The 16877-nt window shown below is 71.9% G+C and carries 14 protein-coding genes; 8 read left to right on the forward strand and 6 right to left on the reverse strand.

Going from position 1 to position 16877, the window contains the following annotated elements:
* The first annotated feature begins 33 nt into the window (after positions 1–33).
* Positions 34–2454, forward strand: a complete 2421-nt coding sequence (locus HHX40_RS15295) for a Tex family protein (RefSeq protein WP_310738116.1) — start codon at positions 34–36, stop codon at positions 2452–2454.
* 138 nt (positions 2455–2592) lie between these two features.
* Here the strand turns inward: HHX40_RS15295 and HHX40_RS15300 are convergent, their stop codons facing one another.
* Together HHX40_RS15300 and hutU are read right to left on the reverse strand one after the other, a co-directional pair.
* Complete coding sequence (locus HHX40_RS15300) at positions 2593–3825, reverse strand: allantoate amidohydrolase (protein ID WP_182881286.1); 1233 nt, start codon at positions 3823–3825, stop codon at positions 2593–2595.
* Positions 3826–3931: 106 nt separating this feature from the next.
* Positions 3932–5608, reverse strand: coding sequence for a urocanate hydratase (gene hutU, locus HHX40_RS15305; protein ID WP_182881287.1), 1677 nt, complete (start codon positions 5606–5608; stop codon positions 3932–3934).
* A 393-nt stretch (positions 5609–6001) separates the two neighbouring features.
* On the opposite strand from hutU, the gene HHX40_RS15310 reads away from it, so the two are divergent.
* A complete protein-coding gene (locus HHX40_RS15310) occupies positions 6002–7126 on the forward strand; it encodes an MBL fold metallo-hydrolase (RefSeq protein WP_220499121.1) in 1125 nt (374 codons plus the stop codon).
* Positions 7127–7353: 227 nt separating this feature from the next.
* On the opposite strand, the gene HHX40_RS15315 is transcribed toward HHX40_RS15310, so the two are convergent.
* Positions 7354–7728 (reverse strand): STAS domain-containing protein, encoded by a 375-nt coding sequence (locus HHX40_RS15315; protein WP_165900860.1) that lies wholly within the window; start codon positions 7726–7728, stop codon positions 7354–7356.
* Positions 7729–7869: 141 nt separating this feature from the next.
* Here HHX40_RS15315 and HHX40_RS15320 point away from each other — a divergent pair, with 141 nt between their 5' ends.
* The 3 genes from HHX40_RS15320 (at position 7870) to HHX40_RS15330 (ending at position 10320) form a co-directional block, all read left to right on the forward strand.
* Positions 7870–8241 carry a hypothetical protein gene (locus HHX40_RS15320; RefSeq protein ID WP_182881103.1) on the forward strand — a complete coding sequence of 124 codons (372 nt, stop codon included), beginning with the start codon at positions 7870–7872 and terminating at the stop codon, positions 8239–8241.
* Between the two features lie 93 nt (positions 8242–8334).
* On the forward strand, positions 8335–9009 hold the full coding sequence (locus HHX40_RS15325; RefSeq protein ID WP_182881104.1) for a DUF6766 family protein: 675 nt from the start codon (positions 8335–8337) through the stop codon (positions 9007–9009).
* Between the two features lie 111 nt (positions 9010–9120).
* Complete coding sequence (locus HHX40_RS15330; RefSeq protein ID WP_182881105.1) at positions 9121–10320, forward strand: hypothetical protein; 1200 nt, start codon at positions 9121–9123, stop codon at positions 10318–10320.
* 56 nt (positions 10321–10376) lie between these two features.
* Here the strand turns inward: HHX40_RS15330 and HHX40_RS15335 are convergent, their stop codons facing one another.
* Positions 10377–10961, reverse strand: a complete 585-nt coding sequence (locus tag HHX40_RS15335; RefSeq protein WP_117410201.1) for a hemerythrin domain-containing protein — start codon at positions 10959–10961, stop codon at positions 10377–10379.
* Between the two features lie 142 nt (positions 10962–11103).
* Positions 11104–12456 (reverse strand): cellulose-binding domain-containing protein, encoded by a 1353-nt coding sequence (locus HHX40_RS15340; RefSeq protein WP_182881106.1) that lies wholly within the window; start codon positions 12454–12456, stop codon positions 11104–11106.
* A gap of 499 nt (positions 12457–12955) precedes the next feature.
* Here HHX40_RS15340 and HHX40_RS15345 point away from each other — a divergent pair, with 499 nt between their 5' ends.
* Positions 12956–13984, forward strand: coding sequence for an ROK family protein (locus tag HHX40_RS15345; protein WP_182881107.1), 1029 nt, complete (start codon positions 12956–12958; stop codon positions 13982–13984).
* Between the two features lie 127 nt (positions 13985–14111).
* Positions 14112–14462, forward strand: a complete 351-nt coding sequence (locus tag HHX40_RS15350; RefSeq protein ID WP_310738117.1) for a hypothetical protein — start codon at positions 14112–14114, stop codon at positions 14460–14462.
* Between the two features lie 10 nt (positions 14463–14472).
* On the opposite strand, the gene HHX40_RS15355 is transcribed toward HHX40_RS15350, so the two are convergent.
* Positions 14473–15135, reverse strand: coding sequence for an Lrp/AsnC family transcriptional regulator (locus tag HHX40_RS15355; protein ID WP_111701266.1), 663 nt, complete (start codon positions 15133–15135; stop codon positions 14473–14475).
* A 130-nt stretch (positions 15136–15265) separates the two neighbouring features.
* Between HHX40_RS15355 and HHX40_RS15360 the strand changes: the two genes are divergently transcribed.
* Entirely contained in the window at positions 15266–16861 is a 1596-nt protein-coding gene (locus HHX40_RS15360) for an ABC transporter substrate-binding protein (RefSeq protein WP_182881108.1), read from the forward strand.
* The last annotated feature ends 16 nt before the right edge of the window (positions 16862–16877 follow it).

A 16877-nucleotide genomic window follows, 5' to 3' on the forward strand; every position in this document is an offset into this window, starting at 1 on the left:
GAGGGCGAGCCCGGAAGAAGGCGGATCAGGATCGTGACGACGTCCATTCAGCGGCGGATCGCCGAAGAGCTCGGTGTGCGCGAGAGCCAGGTGGCCTCGGCGGTCGACCTGCTCGACGGCGGTGCCACCGTGCCGTTCATCGCCCGCTACCGCAAGGAGGCGACGGGCGCGCTGGACGACGCCCAGCTGCGCGCGCTGGAGGAGCGTCTGCGCTACCTGCGCGAGCTGGAGGAGCGGCGCGCGGCCATCCTCGAGTCGATCCGTTCCCAGGGCAAGCTCGACGAGGCCCTGGAAGCCCGCATCATGGAGGCCGACTCGAAGGCCCGGCTGGAGGACATCTACCTGCCCTTCAAGCCCAAGCGCCGGACCAAGGCGCAGATCGCCAGGGAGCTCGGGCTGGAGCCGCTGGCCGACGCGCTGCTCGCCGATCCCTCGCTCGACCCCCAGGCGACCGCCGGGGCGTACGTGCGCGAGGGCGTGGCCGACGCCGCCGCGGCGCTGGAGGGGGCCAGGGCGATCCTGGTCGAGCGCTTCGCCGAAGACGCCGACCTGATCGGCGACCTGCGCGAGCGCATGTGGAGCCGGGGCCGGCTGGTCTCGCAGGTCCGGGAGGCCAAGCAGGAGGCGGGGGCCAAGTTCTCCGACTACTTCGACTTCTCCGAGCCGTTCACGCGGCTGCCCTCCCACCGGATCCTCGCGATGTTCCGGGGAGAGAAGGAGGAGGTCCTCACCCTCACGCTCGACCCGGAGGCCGAGGAGCCGAACGACTACGAGGCGCGGATCGCGCGGCGGTTCGGCGTCGCCGACCTGGGCCGCCCCGCCGACAGGTGGCTGCTCGACACCGTCCGCTGGGCCTGGCGGACGCGGGTCCTGGTGCACCTCGGCATCGACCTGCGCACCCGCCTGTGGCAGGCGGCCGAGGAGGAGGCCGTGCGCGTGTTCGCGGCCAACCTGCGCGACCTGCTGCTGGCCGCTCCCGCCGGGGCCCGGCCCACGATGGGCCTCGACCCCGGGCTGCGCACCGGCGTGAAGGTCGCGGTGGTCGACGGCACCGGCAAGGTCGTGGCGACCGAGACCATCTACCCGCACGAGCCCAGGCGGCAGTGGGACCAGTCGCTCGCCGTTCTCGCCCGGCTGGCGACCGAGCACAACGTGGAGCTGGTGGCCATCGGCAACGGCACGGCCTCGCGGGAGACCGACAAGCTCGCCGGGGAGCTCGTCAGGCACCTGCCGCAGCTCACCAAGATCGTGGTCTCCGAGGCCGGGGCCTCGGTGTACTCCGCCTCGGCCTACGCCTCGCAGGAACTTCCCGGTCTCGACGTCTCGCTGCGCGGCGCGGTCTCGATCGCGCGGCGGCTGCAGGACCCGCTGGCCGAACTGGTGAAGATCGACCCCAAGTCGATCGGCGTCGGGCAGTACCAGCACGACGTGTCCGAGGTGAAACTGTCGCGCTCGCTCGACGCGGTGGTGGAGGACTGTGTGAACGCGGTGGGCGTGGACGTCAACACCGCCTCCGCTCCCCTGCTGACCCGGGTCTCCGGCATCGGCGCCGGGCTCGCGGAGAACATCGTCGCCCACCGGGACGCCAACGGCCCGTTCCGCTCCCGTACGGGACTGAAAGGGGTGCCGCGGCTCGGCCCGAAGGCGTTCGAGCAGTGCGCGGGCTTCCTCCGCATCCCCGGCGGGGACGACCCGCTCGACGCCTCCAGCGTGCACCCCGAGGCGTACCCGGTGGTGCGCCGCATCCTCGACTTCTCGAAGAGCGACCTGCGCACGCTGATCGGCAACACCTCGGCGCTCCGCACGCTGAAGCCGTCCGACTTCGTCGACGACACCTTCGGTCTGCCCACCGTCACCGACATCCTCAAAGAGCTGGAGAAGCCCGGCCGCGACCCCCGGCCCGCGTTCAAGACCGCCACGTTCAAGGAGGGCGTCGAGAAGCCGTCCGACCTGTCTCCCGGGATGATCCTGGAGGGCGTCGTCACCAACGTCGCCGCGTTCGGGGCGTTCGTGGACGTCGGCGTGCACCAGGACGGCCTCGTCCACGTGTCCGCCATGTCCAATTCGTTCGTGAAGGACCCGCGCGAGGTGGTCAAGCCCGGCGACATCGTGCGGGTCAAGGTGCTCGACGTGGATCTCCAGCGCAAGCGCATCTCCCTGACGCTGCGCCTGGACGACGAGACGGCGGGCAACGGCCGCAGGGGCGGCCCCGGCGGCGAGTCCCGCGACGGCTCACGCGACGACCGGCCGAACGGCCGCCGCGGTCAGGACGGGCAGAACCAGTCCCGCCAGGGCCAGCCCCGTCAGGGCCAGTCCCGCCAGGGCGGCGGCCGAGGTGGGTCGGGCCAAGGTGCAGGCCGGGGTTCAGGCGGGGCAGCGGCCGGCGGAGCCATGGCCGAAGCCCTCCGCCGGGCCGGTCTCGGCGACACCGGCGGCGACCGCCGCTCCCGCTGACGAGGGCATCCCCACCCCGATCCTCGCCGCTCGCCGCTTGGGGTGCAGCGGGAGGAGGAGACGCTCGGCGTCGTGCCGGCGGCGGGGGGCTCCGTCGGCCAGGCTCCCGACGGGCCGCGCGGGAGGCGCTGGCGGGGGTCAACGGTGGCGGGGGGTGTCGTCGGCCGGGCTCCCGGCGGTCCGCGCGGGAGGCGCCGGCGGGGTCGGCGGGGTCATGAGCAGGTCCCCGAGCACGGCGGCGAGGGCGGCGACACCGGCGAGGCAGTCGGACTCCTCCGCGTGCTCCCGCGGTGAGTGGGAGACGCCGGTGGGATTGCGGACGAACAGCATGGCGGCCGGGATCTCCGCGGCGAGGACGCCCGCGTCGTGTCCCGCGCCCGTGGGCAGCGTGGGCACGCCGCCGAGGACGCGGACGGCACGCTCGCGCAGCGCTCCGTCGAACGTCACGACCGGGGTGTAGGACTCCCGGGTCACTTCGGCCCCCGCCGCCGCCCGCGCCGTCTCCTCGACGAGCCGGTCCAGGACATCCGGGTCGGGCGCCCGGCCGTCGAGCCAGGCCGTCACCCGCGAGGGGATGGCGTTCGTTCCGTTGGGCTCCACCCTGACCCGGCCGAAGGTGGCCAGGGCTCCCAGGCGCCCGGCCTCGGCGCGAGCCGCCAGCACGGCCGCCGCGTAGGACGGCATGGGATCACGCCGGTCCTCCATCCTGGTGGTCCCCGCGTGGTTGGCCTCGCCGCGGAAGTCGAAGCGCCAGCGCCCGTGCGGCCAGATGGCGGAGGCGACGCCCACCCGGTGCGGGGTGCCGGCGAGGTGGCGGCCCTGCTCCACGTGCAACTCCACGAACACGCCGACGCGGGCGAGGCGCTCGTCGTCGCGCCCCACGGCCTCCGGATCGCGCCCGGCCCGCTCCATGGCCGCCGCGAGGGAGACGCCGTCCGCGTCGCGCAGCGCCAGGGCGGCATCCGGCGCGACGGCCCCGGTCATCAGCCGCGATCCCAGGCAGGCCAGGCCGAACCGGGCGCCCTCCTCCTCGGTGAAGTTCACCAGGGCCAGCGGCCGCCGCGGACGAAGGCCACGGGCCCGCAGCGCGTCGAGCGCCGCGAAGGCCCCCACCACCCCCAGCGGGCCGTCGTACGCTCCGCCGTCGGGCACCGAGTCGAGGTGCGACCCGGTGACCACGGCGTCTCCCGCCGCCGGGTCGCCCAGCCAGGCCCACTGGTTGCCGTTGCGGTCGGTCTCGTACGCCAGCCCCCGCGCCCGGGCCTGCCCGGCGAACCAGGCACGGCAGTCGGCGTCGGCCGCCGTCCACCCGTGCCGGCGGTAGCCACCGGTCCCGGCGTCCAGCCCGATGGGCAGCAGGTCACGCCACATCGCGCGGAACCCGTCCCCGGCCTCCCCCGCGATCTCCGCCTGCCATGCCTCCTGCCCTCCGTGCCGCCACGCGGGGTCGTCGACGCCGCCCGGGCCCGCGGCTTGGTCAGGCGCGGGCATCGGGGTGCTCCGTCCCCGCCATCGGGACCCGCACGCCGCGCTGACGCGCGACCTCCGCGGCCCGGTCGTACCCGGCGTCCACGTGCCGGATCACCCCCATGCCGGGGTCGTTGGTCAGCACCCGCCGGATCTTCTCCCCGGCCAGCGGCGTGCCGTCGGCGACGGTGACCTGCCCGGCGTGGATGGAACGGCCGATGCCGACCCCGCCGCCGTGGTGGATCGACACCCAGGACGCGCCCGAGGCCACGTTGACCATGGCGTTCAGCAGCGGCCAGTCGGCGATCGCGTCGGAGCCGTCCAGCATCCCCTCCGTCTCCCGGTACGGCGAGGCGACCGACCCGCAGTCGAGGTGGTCGCGGCCGATGACGAGGGGAGCCGAGACCTTCCCGGAGGCGACGAGGTCGTTGAAGCGCTCCCCCGCGCGGTCGCGCTCGCCGTACCCCAGCCAGCAGATGCGCGCGGGCAGGCCCTGGTAACGCACCCGCTCCCCCGCCATCCGGATCCACCGCGCCAGTGGTTCGTTGTCCGGGAAAAGATCGAGGACCGCGCGGTCGGTCGCGGCGATGTCGGCCGGGTCGCCGGACAGCGCCGCCCAGCGGAACGGGCCCTTTCCCTCGCAGAACAACGGCCGGATGTAGGCGGGCACGAACCCGGGGAAGTCGAACGCCCGCGCGTACCCGGCGAGGCTCGCCTCCCCCCTGATCGAGTTGCCGTAGTCGAACACCTCCGCGCCGGCGTCCTGGAAGCCGACCATCGCCTCGACGTGCCGGGCCATCGACTCCCGGGCCCGCCGGGTGAAGCCCTCGGGGTCTTTCCGCGCCAGCGCCGCCATGTCCTCGAACGCGACGCCCAGCGGCAGGTACGCCAGGGGGTCGTGGGCGCTGGTCTGGTCGGTGACGACGTCGATCTCCGCGCCGCGCGCCAGCAGGGCGGGCACGGCCTCGGCCGCGTTGGCCACCACGCCGATCGACAGCGGGCGCCGCGCGTCCCTGGCCTCGTACGCCAGGCGCAGCGCCTCGTCCAGGCCGTCGGCGCGCACGTCCAGGTAGCCGTGGCCGATCCGGCGCTCGACGCCGCGCGGGTCGCAGTCGACGCAGACGGCCACGCCGCCGTTCATGGTCACCGCCAGCGGCTGCGCACCGCCCATGCCGCCCAGCCCGGCGGTGAGAGTGATCGTCCCCGCGAGGCTGCCGCCGAACCTCTTCGCCGCGACCGCGGCGAACGTCTCGTACGTGCCCTGCAGGATCCCCTGGGTGCCGATGTAGATCCACGAACCGGCGGTCATCTGGCCGTACATCGTGAGCCCGAGCTGTTCCAGCCGCCGGAACTCGGGCCACGTCGCCCAGTCGCCGACCAGGTTGGAGTTGGCGATGAGCACCCGGGGAGCCCACTCGTGGGTGGTCATCACCCCGACGGGGCGGCCCGACTGCACCAGCAGCGTCTCGTCGGCGCGCAGGACGGTGAGCTCCCGCACGATCGCGTCGAAGGAGGGCCAGTCGCGGGCCGCCTTACCACCGCCGCCGTAGACGACGAGCCGGTCCGGATGCTCGGCGACCTCGGGGTCGAGGTTGTTCATCAGCATCCGCAGGGCCGCCTCCTGCGGCCAGCCGCGCGCGTTCAGGGTGGCACCGCGGGGAGCCCGGACGGGGCCACGGCCGGCCACCGGATCGGGGGCCGGATCGGGGGCCGGCGTGAAGGTCCGGCCTGCGGTCCGGGGCGAGGTGCTGTCGTCGTCGGTCACGAGTGCTCCTTCCGCCTGCGCGCCGGCCTCGCCTGTCCTGTCCGGCGTATCCGGTCTCACGCTCTCGGTCCTCCCTACCCTGCCCCGTTCCCCTTGTTGTGCGGTGGGCGGGACAGCGCGAAACACAACGGGGGAAACATTCCAAGACCGGCCGCCCCGGCCGACGCCCGCTCGCGCGGCCGGTCACGTCTCTGCGGCGGACCGGTCCGTACGGTCTCGTTCACGGCGTGGTCGTCCACAGACGGGAGACGCGGTGCGCGCGCGGGCGCCGGAATTGCCTAGGCTGATCGGCAGAACCCAGCAAGGAGATTGCCGTTGAAGACCGGTGGACAGAAGAACGGTGCGTGGGGCCGTCGTGTGGGCCTGCTCGCGGGAGCGGCGGCCCTGGCGGCCGTCGGATGGACGTTGCGGGAGGTTCCCGCCGCGCTGGGGGCGCGACCGTCGGGCGAGCGGGCTCAGCGGGTGCGCCGCTCCAAGCAGTTCCGCGACGGCGCGTTCCGCAACACGGCGCCCACGTCGATCCTCCCGCCCGGGACGTCCCGGCAGGTCGTGCGTGACCTGCTGTTCGGCAAGGCCCCGCGCAAGCCCCGGCTGCCGGTCCCCCTGGTGACCCCGGGCGCGTCCGCCGGAGGCGACCTCGACGCGATCTGGTACGGCCACTCCTCGGCTCTGATCGAGATCGAGGGCCGGCGGGTGCTGCTCGACCCGGTGTGGAGCGAGCGCTGCTCACCGGCGTCGTTCACCGGGCCCCGTCGCCTGCATCCTCCGCCGGTGCCGGTGTACGAACTGCCCGAACTCGACGCGATCGTCATCTCGCACGACCACTACGACCATCTCGACATGGCCACGGTGCGCCTGCTGACCCGGACGCAGAACGCGCCGTTCCTCGTGCCGCTGGGCGTGGGCGCCCACCTGGAGCGGTGGAAGGTGCCGGCGTCGCGGATCGTCGAGCTGGACTGGGACGAGGAGACCACGGTGTCCGGCATCCGGTTCGTCGCGACCGCCGGGCGCCATTTCTCGGGCCGCGCCTTCCGCCGTGACCAGACCCTCTGGGCGTCGTGGGTCATCGCGGGCGAGCGCAGGAAGGTCTTCTACACCGGTGACTCCGGTTACTTCGACGGGTACGCCGCGATCGGCGCGGCGCACGGGCCCTTCGACCTCTCGGTGGTCCAGATCGGCGCCTACAGCAAGGGCTGGCCGGACATCCACATGACGCCCGAGGAGGCCGTCCTCACCCACCTGGACGTGCGCGCCCGGGTGCTGCTGCCGGTGCACTGGGGCACCTTCTCCCTCGCCCCGCACGCGTGGAGCGAGCCGATCGACCAGTTGTGGCGGGAGACGAAGGAGCGCGACGTGCGGCTGGTGGTCCCTCGACCGGGCGAGCGGGTCTCCGTCGACGACCCGCCGGCGGTCGACGGGTGGTGGCAGACGATCGTGTGAGGGCCCCGCCCCGCGGCCGACCGCCCCTGCCTACAACCCCTCCCCGGTGGCCCTGCCCACTGCTTCGGCCCACCGTCCCTGCCCGGCGGCCCCGCCCGCCGGGCGCAGGGCGGGCGTGGGCGGGCGGTGTGGGAGGCCCAGCCCAGTGGCAGGCGCAGCTCAGTGACAGGCCCAGCCCAGTGGCAGGCGCAACTCAGTGACAGGCCCAGCCCAATAGCAGGCGCAGCTCAGCGGAGAGGGGCGGCGTGGCGCGTGATGGTCACGGGGCGGTTGAGGGCGTCGGCGAGGGCCGGATACATGGTGAACCGCTCGGTGAGGCCGAGCATCCCGAACAGATGCCGCAGGTGATCGCTGAGACCGCACACGGCCCCGTCGCCGCCCTCCGGAGGCGTCCGGACGCAGGCGTCGATGAGCACTCTGATGCCCGCGCTGTCGATGAAGCGCAGCTTCTCGAGGTCGAACAGGATGCGCGTCGCGGGCCGGGCCAGCAGAGGGGCCACGTGGTCCCGCAGCCTGGACACGGTGAGCACGTCGAGTTCCCCGCTCAGTGTGACCACGGTGAACGGTGGTGACTGCGTCACCGTGACCTGGAAATCATGCAAGGGTCCCACCTCCGTTGGAGTGACGACCCTCAGGAGAACCTTCGGGACTCGCTCATATTACGCTTTGTAGGCGATTAATCCCATATGACCGTTCCGATCGCGGCCCTCGTTTCACACCTGCCTCCAGGGTAGTCCCCATCCATGGCTGCACGAGCAATGGTGGTCGTCTGCCTCGCACTGATCGCCGCGGGCTGCGCGTCCGCCGAGAAGGACCCGGTCGTCTCGACGGTCGAGCGGTTCCTGTCCGCCGCCGGCCAGGGCCAGGGCGGGCCGGCCTGCGGGCTCCTGGCGCCGAAGGCCGCGCGGTCCCTGGACGACTGTGAGAAGCAGATCGTCTCCGTCGGCCTGCGGCCCGCCGCCGTACGCGAGGTCGACGTCTGGGGCGACGAGGCGCGGGTGCGGCTGGACGGCGACACCCTCTTTCTGCACCGGTTCCCCGAAGGCTGGCGAATCCGGGCCGCGGGCTGCGACCCCCGGCCGGGCCGGCCGTACGAATGCGAGGTGGAGGCGTGAACGGCGCGCGCACGCTCTATTGGGCGCTCCTGGTGATGATCGCGCTGGTCCTCGGATACGTGATCTTCATCGGTCTGGCGGGGAGGTAGCGGCGTGCGGCGCCTGGTTCGCGACAACGCCCTCGCGGCGTGCTTCCTGCTGCTGTTCCTGCTCAGCCTGGCCGGGCAGTCGGTCGCGGGCACGGCGGCCTACAACGAGGACCAGGTCGCGGAGGGCGGGTCCCCCGTCACGTGGCTCCAGTACGTCACCTCCTCGACCTTCGCCGTGGACGTGGCCGAGAACTGGCAGTCGGAGTATCTGCAGTTCTTCCTCTACATCCTCATCACCGTGTGGCTGATCCAGCGCGGCTCGCCGGAGTCGAAGAAGAGGGGCGAGGAGGGCCTGGAGTCCGACGCCGAGCAGAAGGTCGGCCGGTTCGCCGGAGCCGGGTCCCCCGCGTGGGCGGCGGCGGACGGATGGCGCCGGACGCTCTTCAGCCACTCCCTCGGCCTCGCGATGGGCCTGATCTTCCTGCTGTCCTGGCTGGCCCAGTCGGTCGCCGGGCTCGCCGCGTACGACGAGGAGCGGCTGGCCCGGCTGGAGGACCCGGTGAGCTGGGGCGGGTACGTCATGTCGGCCGAGTTCTGGAACCGCACGCTGCAGAACTGGCAGTCGGAGTTCCTGGCCGTCGCCTCGATGGTCCTGCTGGCGATCTTCCTTCGGGAGCGCGGCTCCCCGCAGTCGAAGAAGGTCGGCGACCCGCACTCCGCGACGGCGTCGTCCGGCTGATCCCCCGCACGCCACCGGATGCCAATCTCGGTCAAAAGCTCCAAATAGCCACGTTTGTCGCATTCCATGGCCTGGGTACGCCCAGCGCGAATCGTGGGGAGGAGCACCGAGATGACGTTCAATCCACTGCGTGAGCGCGGAATCCCGCTGGACCGGCAGGTGCGGAACTGGCGTGAGCTGGACGTCACGCCGATCGACCCCGACCATGCCGACCCCTACACGCGGTGCCGGATCATCACGATGAACGGCATCGAGATCGAAGCGATCATGTTCAGCCACCACTTCGCCCGCCGCTGCCCGGACCTCGGCGTCCGGCAGCGCCTCGCGGAGGTGCGCTACGTCGAGCAGCAGCAGCAGAAGGCGGTCAACTGGCTGCTGCCGGGGCTCGCCTCGGTACTGGAGACGACGATCGCCTACGAGCAGGTCGCGGTGGACCTGACGGCGTGGGTGGCGCGGATGGAGCCCGACCCCTACCTCAGGAAGGCCTACGAGTTCGGCGTGCTGGAGGACTTCGACCACCTGTACCGGTACGCCAACCTGTACGAGATGATCGAGCACCGCAAGGCCGAGAAGATCGTCGACCAGCTGACCGAGGTCATGCCGGGCCGGCCGACGAAGATGCACCACCGCCACCCCGTCGACAACGTCCGCGAGCACTACGACCGGGAGAAGGCGAAGCCGGTCTCGAAGCTGCACGCGCTGACGATCATGTCCGCCGAGCAGCAGACGATGAACTTCTACATGAACGTCGGCCCGACGTACATGGAGCCGATCGCGCGGCAGCTGTACCAGGAGATCGGGCTCATCGAGGAGGAGCACGTCACCCACTACGAGTCGCTGCTCGACCCGCGGGAGACGTGGTGGGAGCAGTGGCTCAACCACGAGTACAACGAGTGCTACCTGTACCACTCGTTCATGGAGACCGAGTCGGACCCCAAGGTGAAGGCGATCTGGGAGCTGCACCTGAACATGGAGCTGGAACACCTGTGGATCGCCGCGGAGCTGTTCCGCGAGCACGACGGCCGGGACCCGGAGCAGGTGCTGGCCCCCACGCTGCCCACGCCGGTCACCTTCGAGCCGAACAAGGGCTACCTGCGCGAGCTCATCTCCACGCAGATCGACCACACGACCCTGGGCACCGGTTATGTCCAGGAGGCCCACGAACGGTTCCAGCGCTGGCAGGAGCAGGTCCACGACGACGTCGAGCCGGCCAGCGAGCGGGTCATCGACGACAACCGCGCCAGGTCGGGCGAGGAGTACCGCCTGGAGATCGAGGGCGGGCACCCTCTCTACAGCCTGCGCTCCCACTGACAGGGCGCCCGGCCCGGGTCGGCACGCACCGCGTACGGACCCGGGCCGGGCCGGCTTCAGCCCTTCCGGCCCAGCGCCTGGCGGATCAGGTCGCGGGCCCGGTCGACGATCGCCGCGGGCGGGCCGAACAGCAGGTTCCTCGTCATCGACTCCACCCCGGGATGCGGCCGTGTGGGGGCCATCGCCAGCGCCGCCCGCACTCCCAGGGCCATCGCACGCCGTTCGGCCGCCGTCGTCTCGGCGCGGAGCCGGGTGAACTCGTAACGCTCCTCGGCCCGCGCGTGCGCGAGCACGGCCGTACGCAGCCTGTCGAGGTTGGGCATGAACTCGGAGTGCTCGGGGCCCAGGTCGTCCAGCATGGCCAGCATGCGTTTGGCCTCGTGTTCCTCCTTGAGCCGGTCGGCGACGATCTCTCCTCCCCCGTCGACCCGCAGCCGGGTGTAGGGGTGGACGATCTCCTCCTCCGCCGTCTCGTGTACGGCCAGCATCCGCACCAGCCGCCGGAAGGGCTCGTGGCGCTCGCCGGGCGCCGCCCGCTCCACCTCCTCGAACATGTCCCTGATCACGGCGTGCTGGTGGACGAGGAGGTCGACGACGTCGCCCTCCTTCATCAGTTCGGGCACCGGGTGCACGTCGGTCATGTACCTCTCCCCTCGGATGCGGCGTCCGGCCTCCCGGAAGAGGCCGGACGCCGGGACGAACGGGACCGTAAGCCGTCCCGCACCACGGCGGGCACTCAGCTACTTACCCTTTTCGGTCACCGTCCGTCACCAAGGGCTTCGTTCAGCAGCCGACGGGGCTGGAGCCGAGAGCCACGTCGTCGTACCAGAGCGTGTCCGAGTCGCTGCCGTAGCTCTCCCAGCCCAGGCGGAAGGTCGTGGGCCGCGGCGCGGTGGTGCGCCGCAGCCACTGGGCGTCCACGTTCTGGGTGGGCGTGCCGTCCACCCGCAGGCCGGCGATCTCCTGGTCGTCCAGGTACGTACGCATCGCCTGCTGGCTGGTGTCGATCTGGAAGCGCAGGCAGACCCAGCGGTTGGTGGGCAGCGGGGCGCTCAGCGCGATGCCGGCCGGGCTCTGCTCGGGCAGGGTGGCGTCGTCGGACTCCCGGTTCCACTGGAGCGCGTTGCCCTGACCGCCGATCCGCAGGTCCTTGCCGCCGTCCCGGGAGTCCGCCATGGTGATCATGGTGACATGGTTGGCCGGGAGCGCGGTCGTGTGCCGCACCCACATCCGGCCGTACACCACGGGCCCGATCGCCGAGACGTTCTTGGTGGTCCCGACGAACATGTGGTTGCAGTAGTTGCCGCCGCCGTTGACCCGCAGGGACTTGCCGCCGCTGTGCGCGGTGGAGGTGTCGATCGTGGCGGTGCCGCTGCCGGAGCAGTTCGGCGTGCTGACCTGCCATTCACCCGACGGCGCGCCCGACTGGTCCTCGAACCCCGAGCAGACCACCAGGCCGCTTCCGGAGCAGCCGGTCGAAGGCGTCGTCGAGGGCGACGGGGACGGCGACGGCGACGGCGACGGCGACGGCGACGCGGACGGGGAGACCGAAGGAGACGGCGAAGGAGACGGTGACGGCGAGGGCGAGGGCGAGGGCGAGGGGGACGCCGACGGAGACGCCGAAGGAGACGGGGACGGCGAGGGCGACGGCGAGGACGTGCCTCCGCACGGCACGCCGTTCAGGTAGTAGTCGGACGGCGGTGTGAGGCTGCCCGACCAGGTGCCCTGGAAGCCGAAGTCCGCCGTGGCGCCCGTGGCCAGCGACCCGTTGTAGGAGGCGTTGGTGGCGGTCACCGTCGTGCCCGACTGGCTGACCTGCGCGCTCCAGGCGTTGGTGATCTGCTGGCTGGCGCCCGCCGTCCAGCGCAGCGTCCACGAGCTCACCGCGGAGCCGAGGTTGGTGAGCCGCACCGAGGCGGTGAAGCCGCCCTGCCACTGGTTGACCGTGTAGTCCACCTTGCAGACCGGGGCCGCGGAGGCGACGGTGGGCACCAGCACGACCACGAGTCCGGCCACCAGCGCGGCCAGGGCCGCGACCAGGCGCGCCGCCGGGGAGCCGGGCAGGCCGCGACCGGCGCGCGCACCCCTCCGGATGCCCGCACGCCGGTCACCGGGTGCGGGACGGAACTGCTTCATGCGTACCTCGCTTCCTGCGCATCTGTCGTGTGGCGCTTGGCGCGGCCGCGTCGGCCCGCCTCGCCCGGATCGGCGGATCAGCCCGGATCGGACCGGGCCGGCCGGAGGCGGCGGCAGGGCGGACGCCGCGCGTGCGCGACGACGGGAGCGGCGCCGGCCGGCCTGGCCGGGCGCACGGGTCGCGACGCTGCGGCCCCGGACGCAGATGTTTTCTCCCGGTCGCACGGCAGGTCAACGGACGCCGCCGCGCCCTCGCCGCTCCGCCCCGGGCCACGCGTCCGGCGGCGGCGTACGGCCCAGCTCACGGGCGCGGCGGCGGCCGGAGGCGGCCGGGCCGGGGCGGTGGCCGAACTGAATCTTTCACCATGCCGTCATGTGACGAAGGCCGCCGTACCCTGCGCCTGTGCCCCATCCGGCCGGTCGCGGCCCAGCGGCTGCCCACCGGACGCCGGCTCTCGTAGTCTTCGCTCTGACACGCTCGAACAAAGGACATCCCCCAATGACAGATGCAGGGTCCTGGGTCGTCGTCGGGCTCGACAACGGCGGGACAAGCAACAACGCGACCGTCCTCGACGCCTCCGGACGTTTCCTCGTGGACCGCATGGTCGAGACCCCGAGCCTCGTGCGGGAGGGCCCCGAGGTCGCGGTCGAGCAGCTCCTCCTCGCCCTCGGCAACGTGCTGGAGCTGACCGGCACCCCCCGGTCCACGGTGCGCGCGGTGGGCCTCGACACCCCCGGCCCGGCCAGCGCCGGCGGCGTGATCTCCTCCAAGGGCGCGACGAACTTCGTCGACCCCGGCTGGTTCGGCTTCGACTTCCGCGCCGCCCTGGAGGCCCGGCTGGGGCTGCCGGTCGTCTACAACAACGACGGCAACGCGGCGGCGCTCTACTCCCACCACGTGCGCTTCGGCGGGGACGCCTGGCAGCGCTCGTCCGTCTCCGCGATCGTCGGCACGGGTCTCGGCGGCGGCGTGATCCAGTCGGGGCACGTCGTGAAGGGCGCCGCCGGGATGGCCGGCGAGCTCGGGCACGTCCACATCCCCATGCAGGGCCTGCTGGAGGCGGACCAGCCGCTGCCGGAGTGCAACTGTGGCTTCACCGGGGACGCCGAGAGCGTCGCCTCGCTGACCGGCATCGAGAAGAACCTGCTGCCCTACTGGCTGACCCGCTTCCCCGGCCACGAGCTCACCGGGGTCGAACCCGTCGCGAAGGCGGCCCGGCTGCTGCGCGGGTACGCCGAGAACGGCGACGCGCTGGCTCTCAAGGTCTTCGAACAGCAGGCGATGGCCATCGGCAGGCTGTTCACCATCGCGGCCAACTTCACCGACCCCGACGCGTACTTCCTCGGCGGCGGGGTGGTCGAGGCGGCCCCGCACTTCCGCGAGTGGTTCCTGGAGAAGGTCCGCGAGCACACGCTGCTGCGGGAGGAGCAGCGGCAGGTGGCCACGATCACGCTGGTGGAGGACCTCGACATGGCCGGGGCCCGGGGCGCCGCCCTGGCCGCGCTCTCCGAGATAGTCGGCCGCTGACACCTGTTCACGATCGGGCCGGGCCGCGGCGGGTGATCTGGACGGATCATCCGCCCCGCCGGTGTCCGGCGAGCGGAACGTCCAGAGCGGGTTGCGAATCTCGTTCGGTTCGGCACGATGCGGACTCGTGAACGACACAGACCTGCTCAACGGCCGCCGCTTCATCATGATCAGCTCCACGGCCGGCCCGGTGGACGCCGACGCGCCCACCGAGTTCGCGTACCAGGAGTCGGGCGGCGTCATCTGGGGGCACTACACGGGCGACACCGTCGTCGACGGCCGGTTCGTCGGCACCCGGGAGGCCGACCGTGTCGAGCTGTCCTACGTCCACCTGCTGAAGACAGGCGAGCGCGCGAGCGGCCGCAGCACCAGCCGCATCGAGGCGGCCGAGGACGGCAGGCTGCGACTGGTGGAGGAGTTCCAGTTCGAGGGCGACGACGTCACCCACGTCAGCGTCTGCGCCGAAGTGGTCTCCTGACTCGTCCCCGCTAAGTGGCATCGCGCAGCGCGGCGCGGCCCTCGGCCGCGCCGACGAAGCGCATCTTGCCGAGCGGCAGCCCCTGTCCCTGCTCGGGCTCCGGCGAGGCCGAGGGGGCGGGCCGCCGCGGGGCGCCGCGGCCCCGGTCCCGCTCCATGTCGCCGGGCAGCACGTACGGCCGCCTGAGCACCTCGTCGAGGATGAACACGGTCTCGGTGGCCTTGACGGCCGGGATGCCGGCCAGCCGCTCGGTGACCATCGCGTGCACCTCGGCCACGTCGGCCATCCGCACCTGGATCATGGCGTCGTGCTGCCCGGTGGTGATTGCGCAGTACTCCACCTCCGGCATCTGCGCGAGCTGGGCGCGGAACTGCCGCCACATCTGCTGGCGCACGGTCACGAAGATCAGCGCGACGATGCCGAGGCCGGCCCGCTGGTGGTCGATCTCGGCCGTGAAGCGCCTGATCACGCCGTCGGCGCGGAGCGCCTCGAAGCGTGTATAGGCGTTGGCCCTGGAGATCCCCACCCGCTCGGCGAGAGCGGACACCGAGACGCGCCCGTTGTCTCTGAGCACCTCAAGGATCTTCAGATGGGTCGCGTCCAGCTCCAGGCCGATGCCGATCCGTCCAGCGGCGCCGCCTCCGGACCCCGAGTTGCCTGATATTTCGGTCACTGGTTCATCCTCCACGGGAGATTCGTCTCGGCCTAGCCGCATGAGCTGGACTTTCTGCCGGACAATCCTGGACGATCGGCGACCAAACGTCCATACGGCCTAGAGTTGGCCCGTTTTCGGAGGACACATAATGACGACCCGTTCGTGGCAGGCGAGGGCCGGCCTGCTCCCGGTTGTGCTCACCGGCGCCCTCGCCCTCGCGGCCTGCTCCGGCGGCGGCTCGTCCAGCAGCACCCCAAGCGGCGCCGCGGGCAAGACGCTCGTGATAGACACCTCCTTCGACCTCAAGACGGCGGACCCGGGGCGGACCTACGAGCCGACCGGCCTGATCGTCGACAAGGCGACCTACGACACGCTCCTCACGTTCGAAGGCTCCGACGTCACCAAGCCGGTGCCGTCGCTCGCCGAGTCGTACGAACTGTCGCCCGACGGCAAGGAGCTCACGCTCAAGCTGCGGCAGGGCGCCAAGTTCTCCGACGGCTCCCCGGTGACGGCCGACGACGTGGTGTTCTCCCTCACCCGCGTGCGCGACATGAAGGGCACGCCGTCGTTCCTGCTCGACGGCGTGGAGATCGCCAAGAACGACGACACGACCATCACGCTGACGTCGAAGACGCCGAACCCGGCGCTTCCGTACATCCTTCCGAACCCGGCCCTCGGCATCCTCAACTCGAAGGCGGCCAAGGAGCACGGCGCGACGAACGACCCGAACGACAAGGCCGAGCAGTACCTGAACTCCGCCTCGGCGGGCTCCGGGCCGTACACGATCGAGTCCTTCAACGTGAGCACCCAGGTCGTGCTGAAGGCGAACGCGCAGTACTGGGGCACGAAGAGGCCCTACTACGACAAGGTGGTCATCCGCAACGTCGAGTCGGCCGCGCAGAAGCTCAACGTGCAGCGCGGCGACAGCCAGGTGGCGCTGAACCTGTCCGGCGACCAGGTGGCCGGCGTCTCCGGCGGCCTGCAGGTCAAGCGGACCGCCTCGGCGTACGTGTTCTTCCTGCTCGCCAACCAGGACCCGGCCGTCAGCAAGGTCACCTCCAACCCCAGGTTCGTCGAGGCCGTGCGCAAGGGCATCGACTACCCGGGCCTGCTGGAGCTGGCCGGGGAAGGCTCGACGCAGGCGTCGGGCATCATCCCGTCGATGTTCCTCGGCGCGCTCCCGCCCGACCAGGCGGCCAAGCGCGACGTCGAGGGCGCCAAGGCGGCGCTGGCGGAGAGCGGCGTGACCGACCCCGCGGTCAAGCTGGAGTACCCCAGCGAGCTGACCGTGAACGGCCTGTCCTTCCAGCCGCTGGCCGAGCGCATCCAGGCCAACCTCAAGGAGGTCGGCATCACGGTCGAGCTGACCCCCGCTCCGGTCACCACCGCGCTGGACAACTACCGCAACGGCAAGGAGGAGCTGGGCCTGTGGTACTGGGGCCCCGACTTCCCCGACCCCAGCAACTACCTGTCGTTCGCCCCGGGCAAGCTGGTCGGCCTGCGGGCCGGGTGGAAGGCGGGCGCGGACAAGGACGTCGAGGCCGCGGCCGGCAAGGCCGGCGCCGCGGTGACCGACGACGACCGCAAGCAGGCGTACACCGACTTCCAGCAGAAGCTCAACGCGACCGGTCCGTTCATGCCGCTGATCCAGCCGGGCCAGAACATCGTGACGGCGGCGTCCGTCACCGGCGTGGAGTACCACCCCGTGTGGACGATCGATGTCGCCGGCCTCGGCGCCAAGTAGTCGCCGTACGGGGAAC

The sequence above is a fragment of the Microbispora sp. H10949 genome, from assembly GCF_014161435.1.
GTDB classification, from domain to species: domain Bacteria; phylum Actinomycetota; class Actinomycetes; order Streptosporangiales; family Streptosporangiaceae; genus Microbispora; species Microbispora triticiradicis.

Excerpts from the sequence above, each read along its gene's own strand:
- HHX40_RS15330 (WP_182881105.1), top strand. The coding sequence starts at position 9,121 with ATGACGTTCAATCCACTGCGTGAGCGCGGAATCCCGCTGGACCGGCAG.
- HHX40_RS15335 (WP_117410201.1), bottom strand. The coding sequence starts at position 10,961 with ATGACCGACGTGCACCCGGTGCCCGAACTGATGAAGGAGGGCGACGTC.
- HHX40_RS15320 (WP_182881103.1), top strand. The coding sequence starts at position 7,870 with ATGGCTGCACGAGCAATGGTGGTCGTCTGCCTCGCACTGATCGCCGCG.
- HHX40_RS15300 (WP_182881286.1), bottom strand. The coding sequence starts at position 3,825 with ATGTGGCGTGACCTGCTGCCCATCGGGCTGGACGCCGGGACCGGTGGC.
- HHX40_RS15360 (WP_182881108.1), top strand. The coding sequence starts at position 15,266 with ATGACGACCCGTTCGTGGCAGGCGAGGGCCGGCCTGCTCCCGGTTGTG.
- HHX40_RS15345 (WP_182881107.1), top strand. The coding sequence starts at position 12,956 with ATGACAGATGCAGGGTCCTGGGTCGTCGTCGGGCTCGACAACGGCGGG.
- HHX40_RS15340 (WP_182881106.1), bottom strand. The coding sequence starts at position 12,456 with ATGAAGCAGTTCCGTCCCGCACCCGGTGACCGGCGTGCGGGCATCCGG.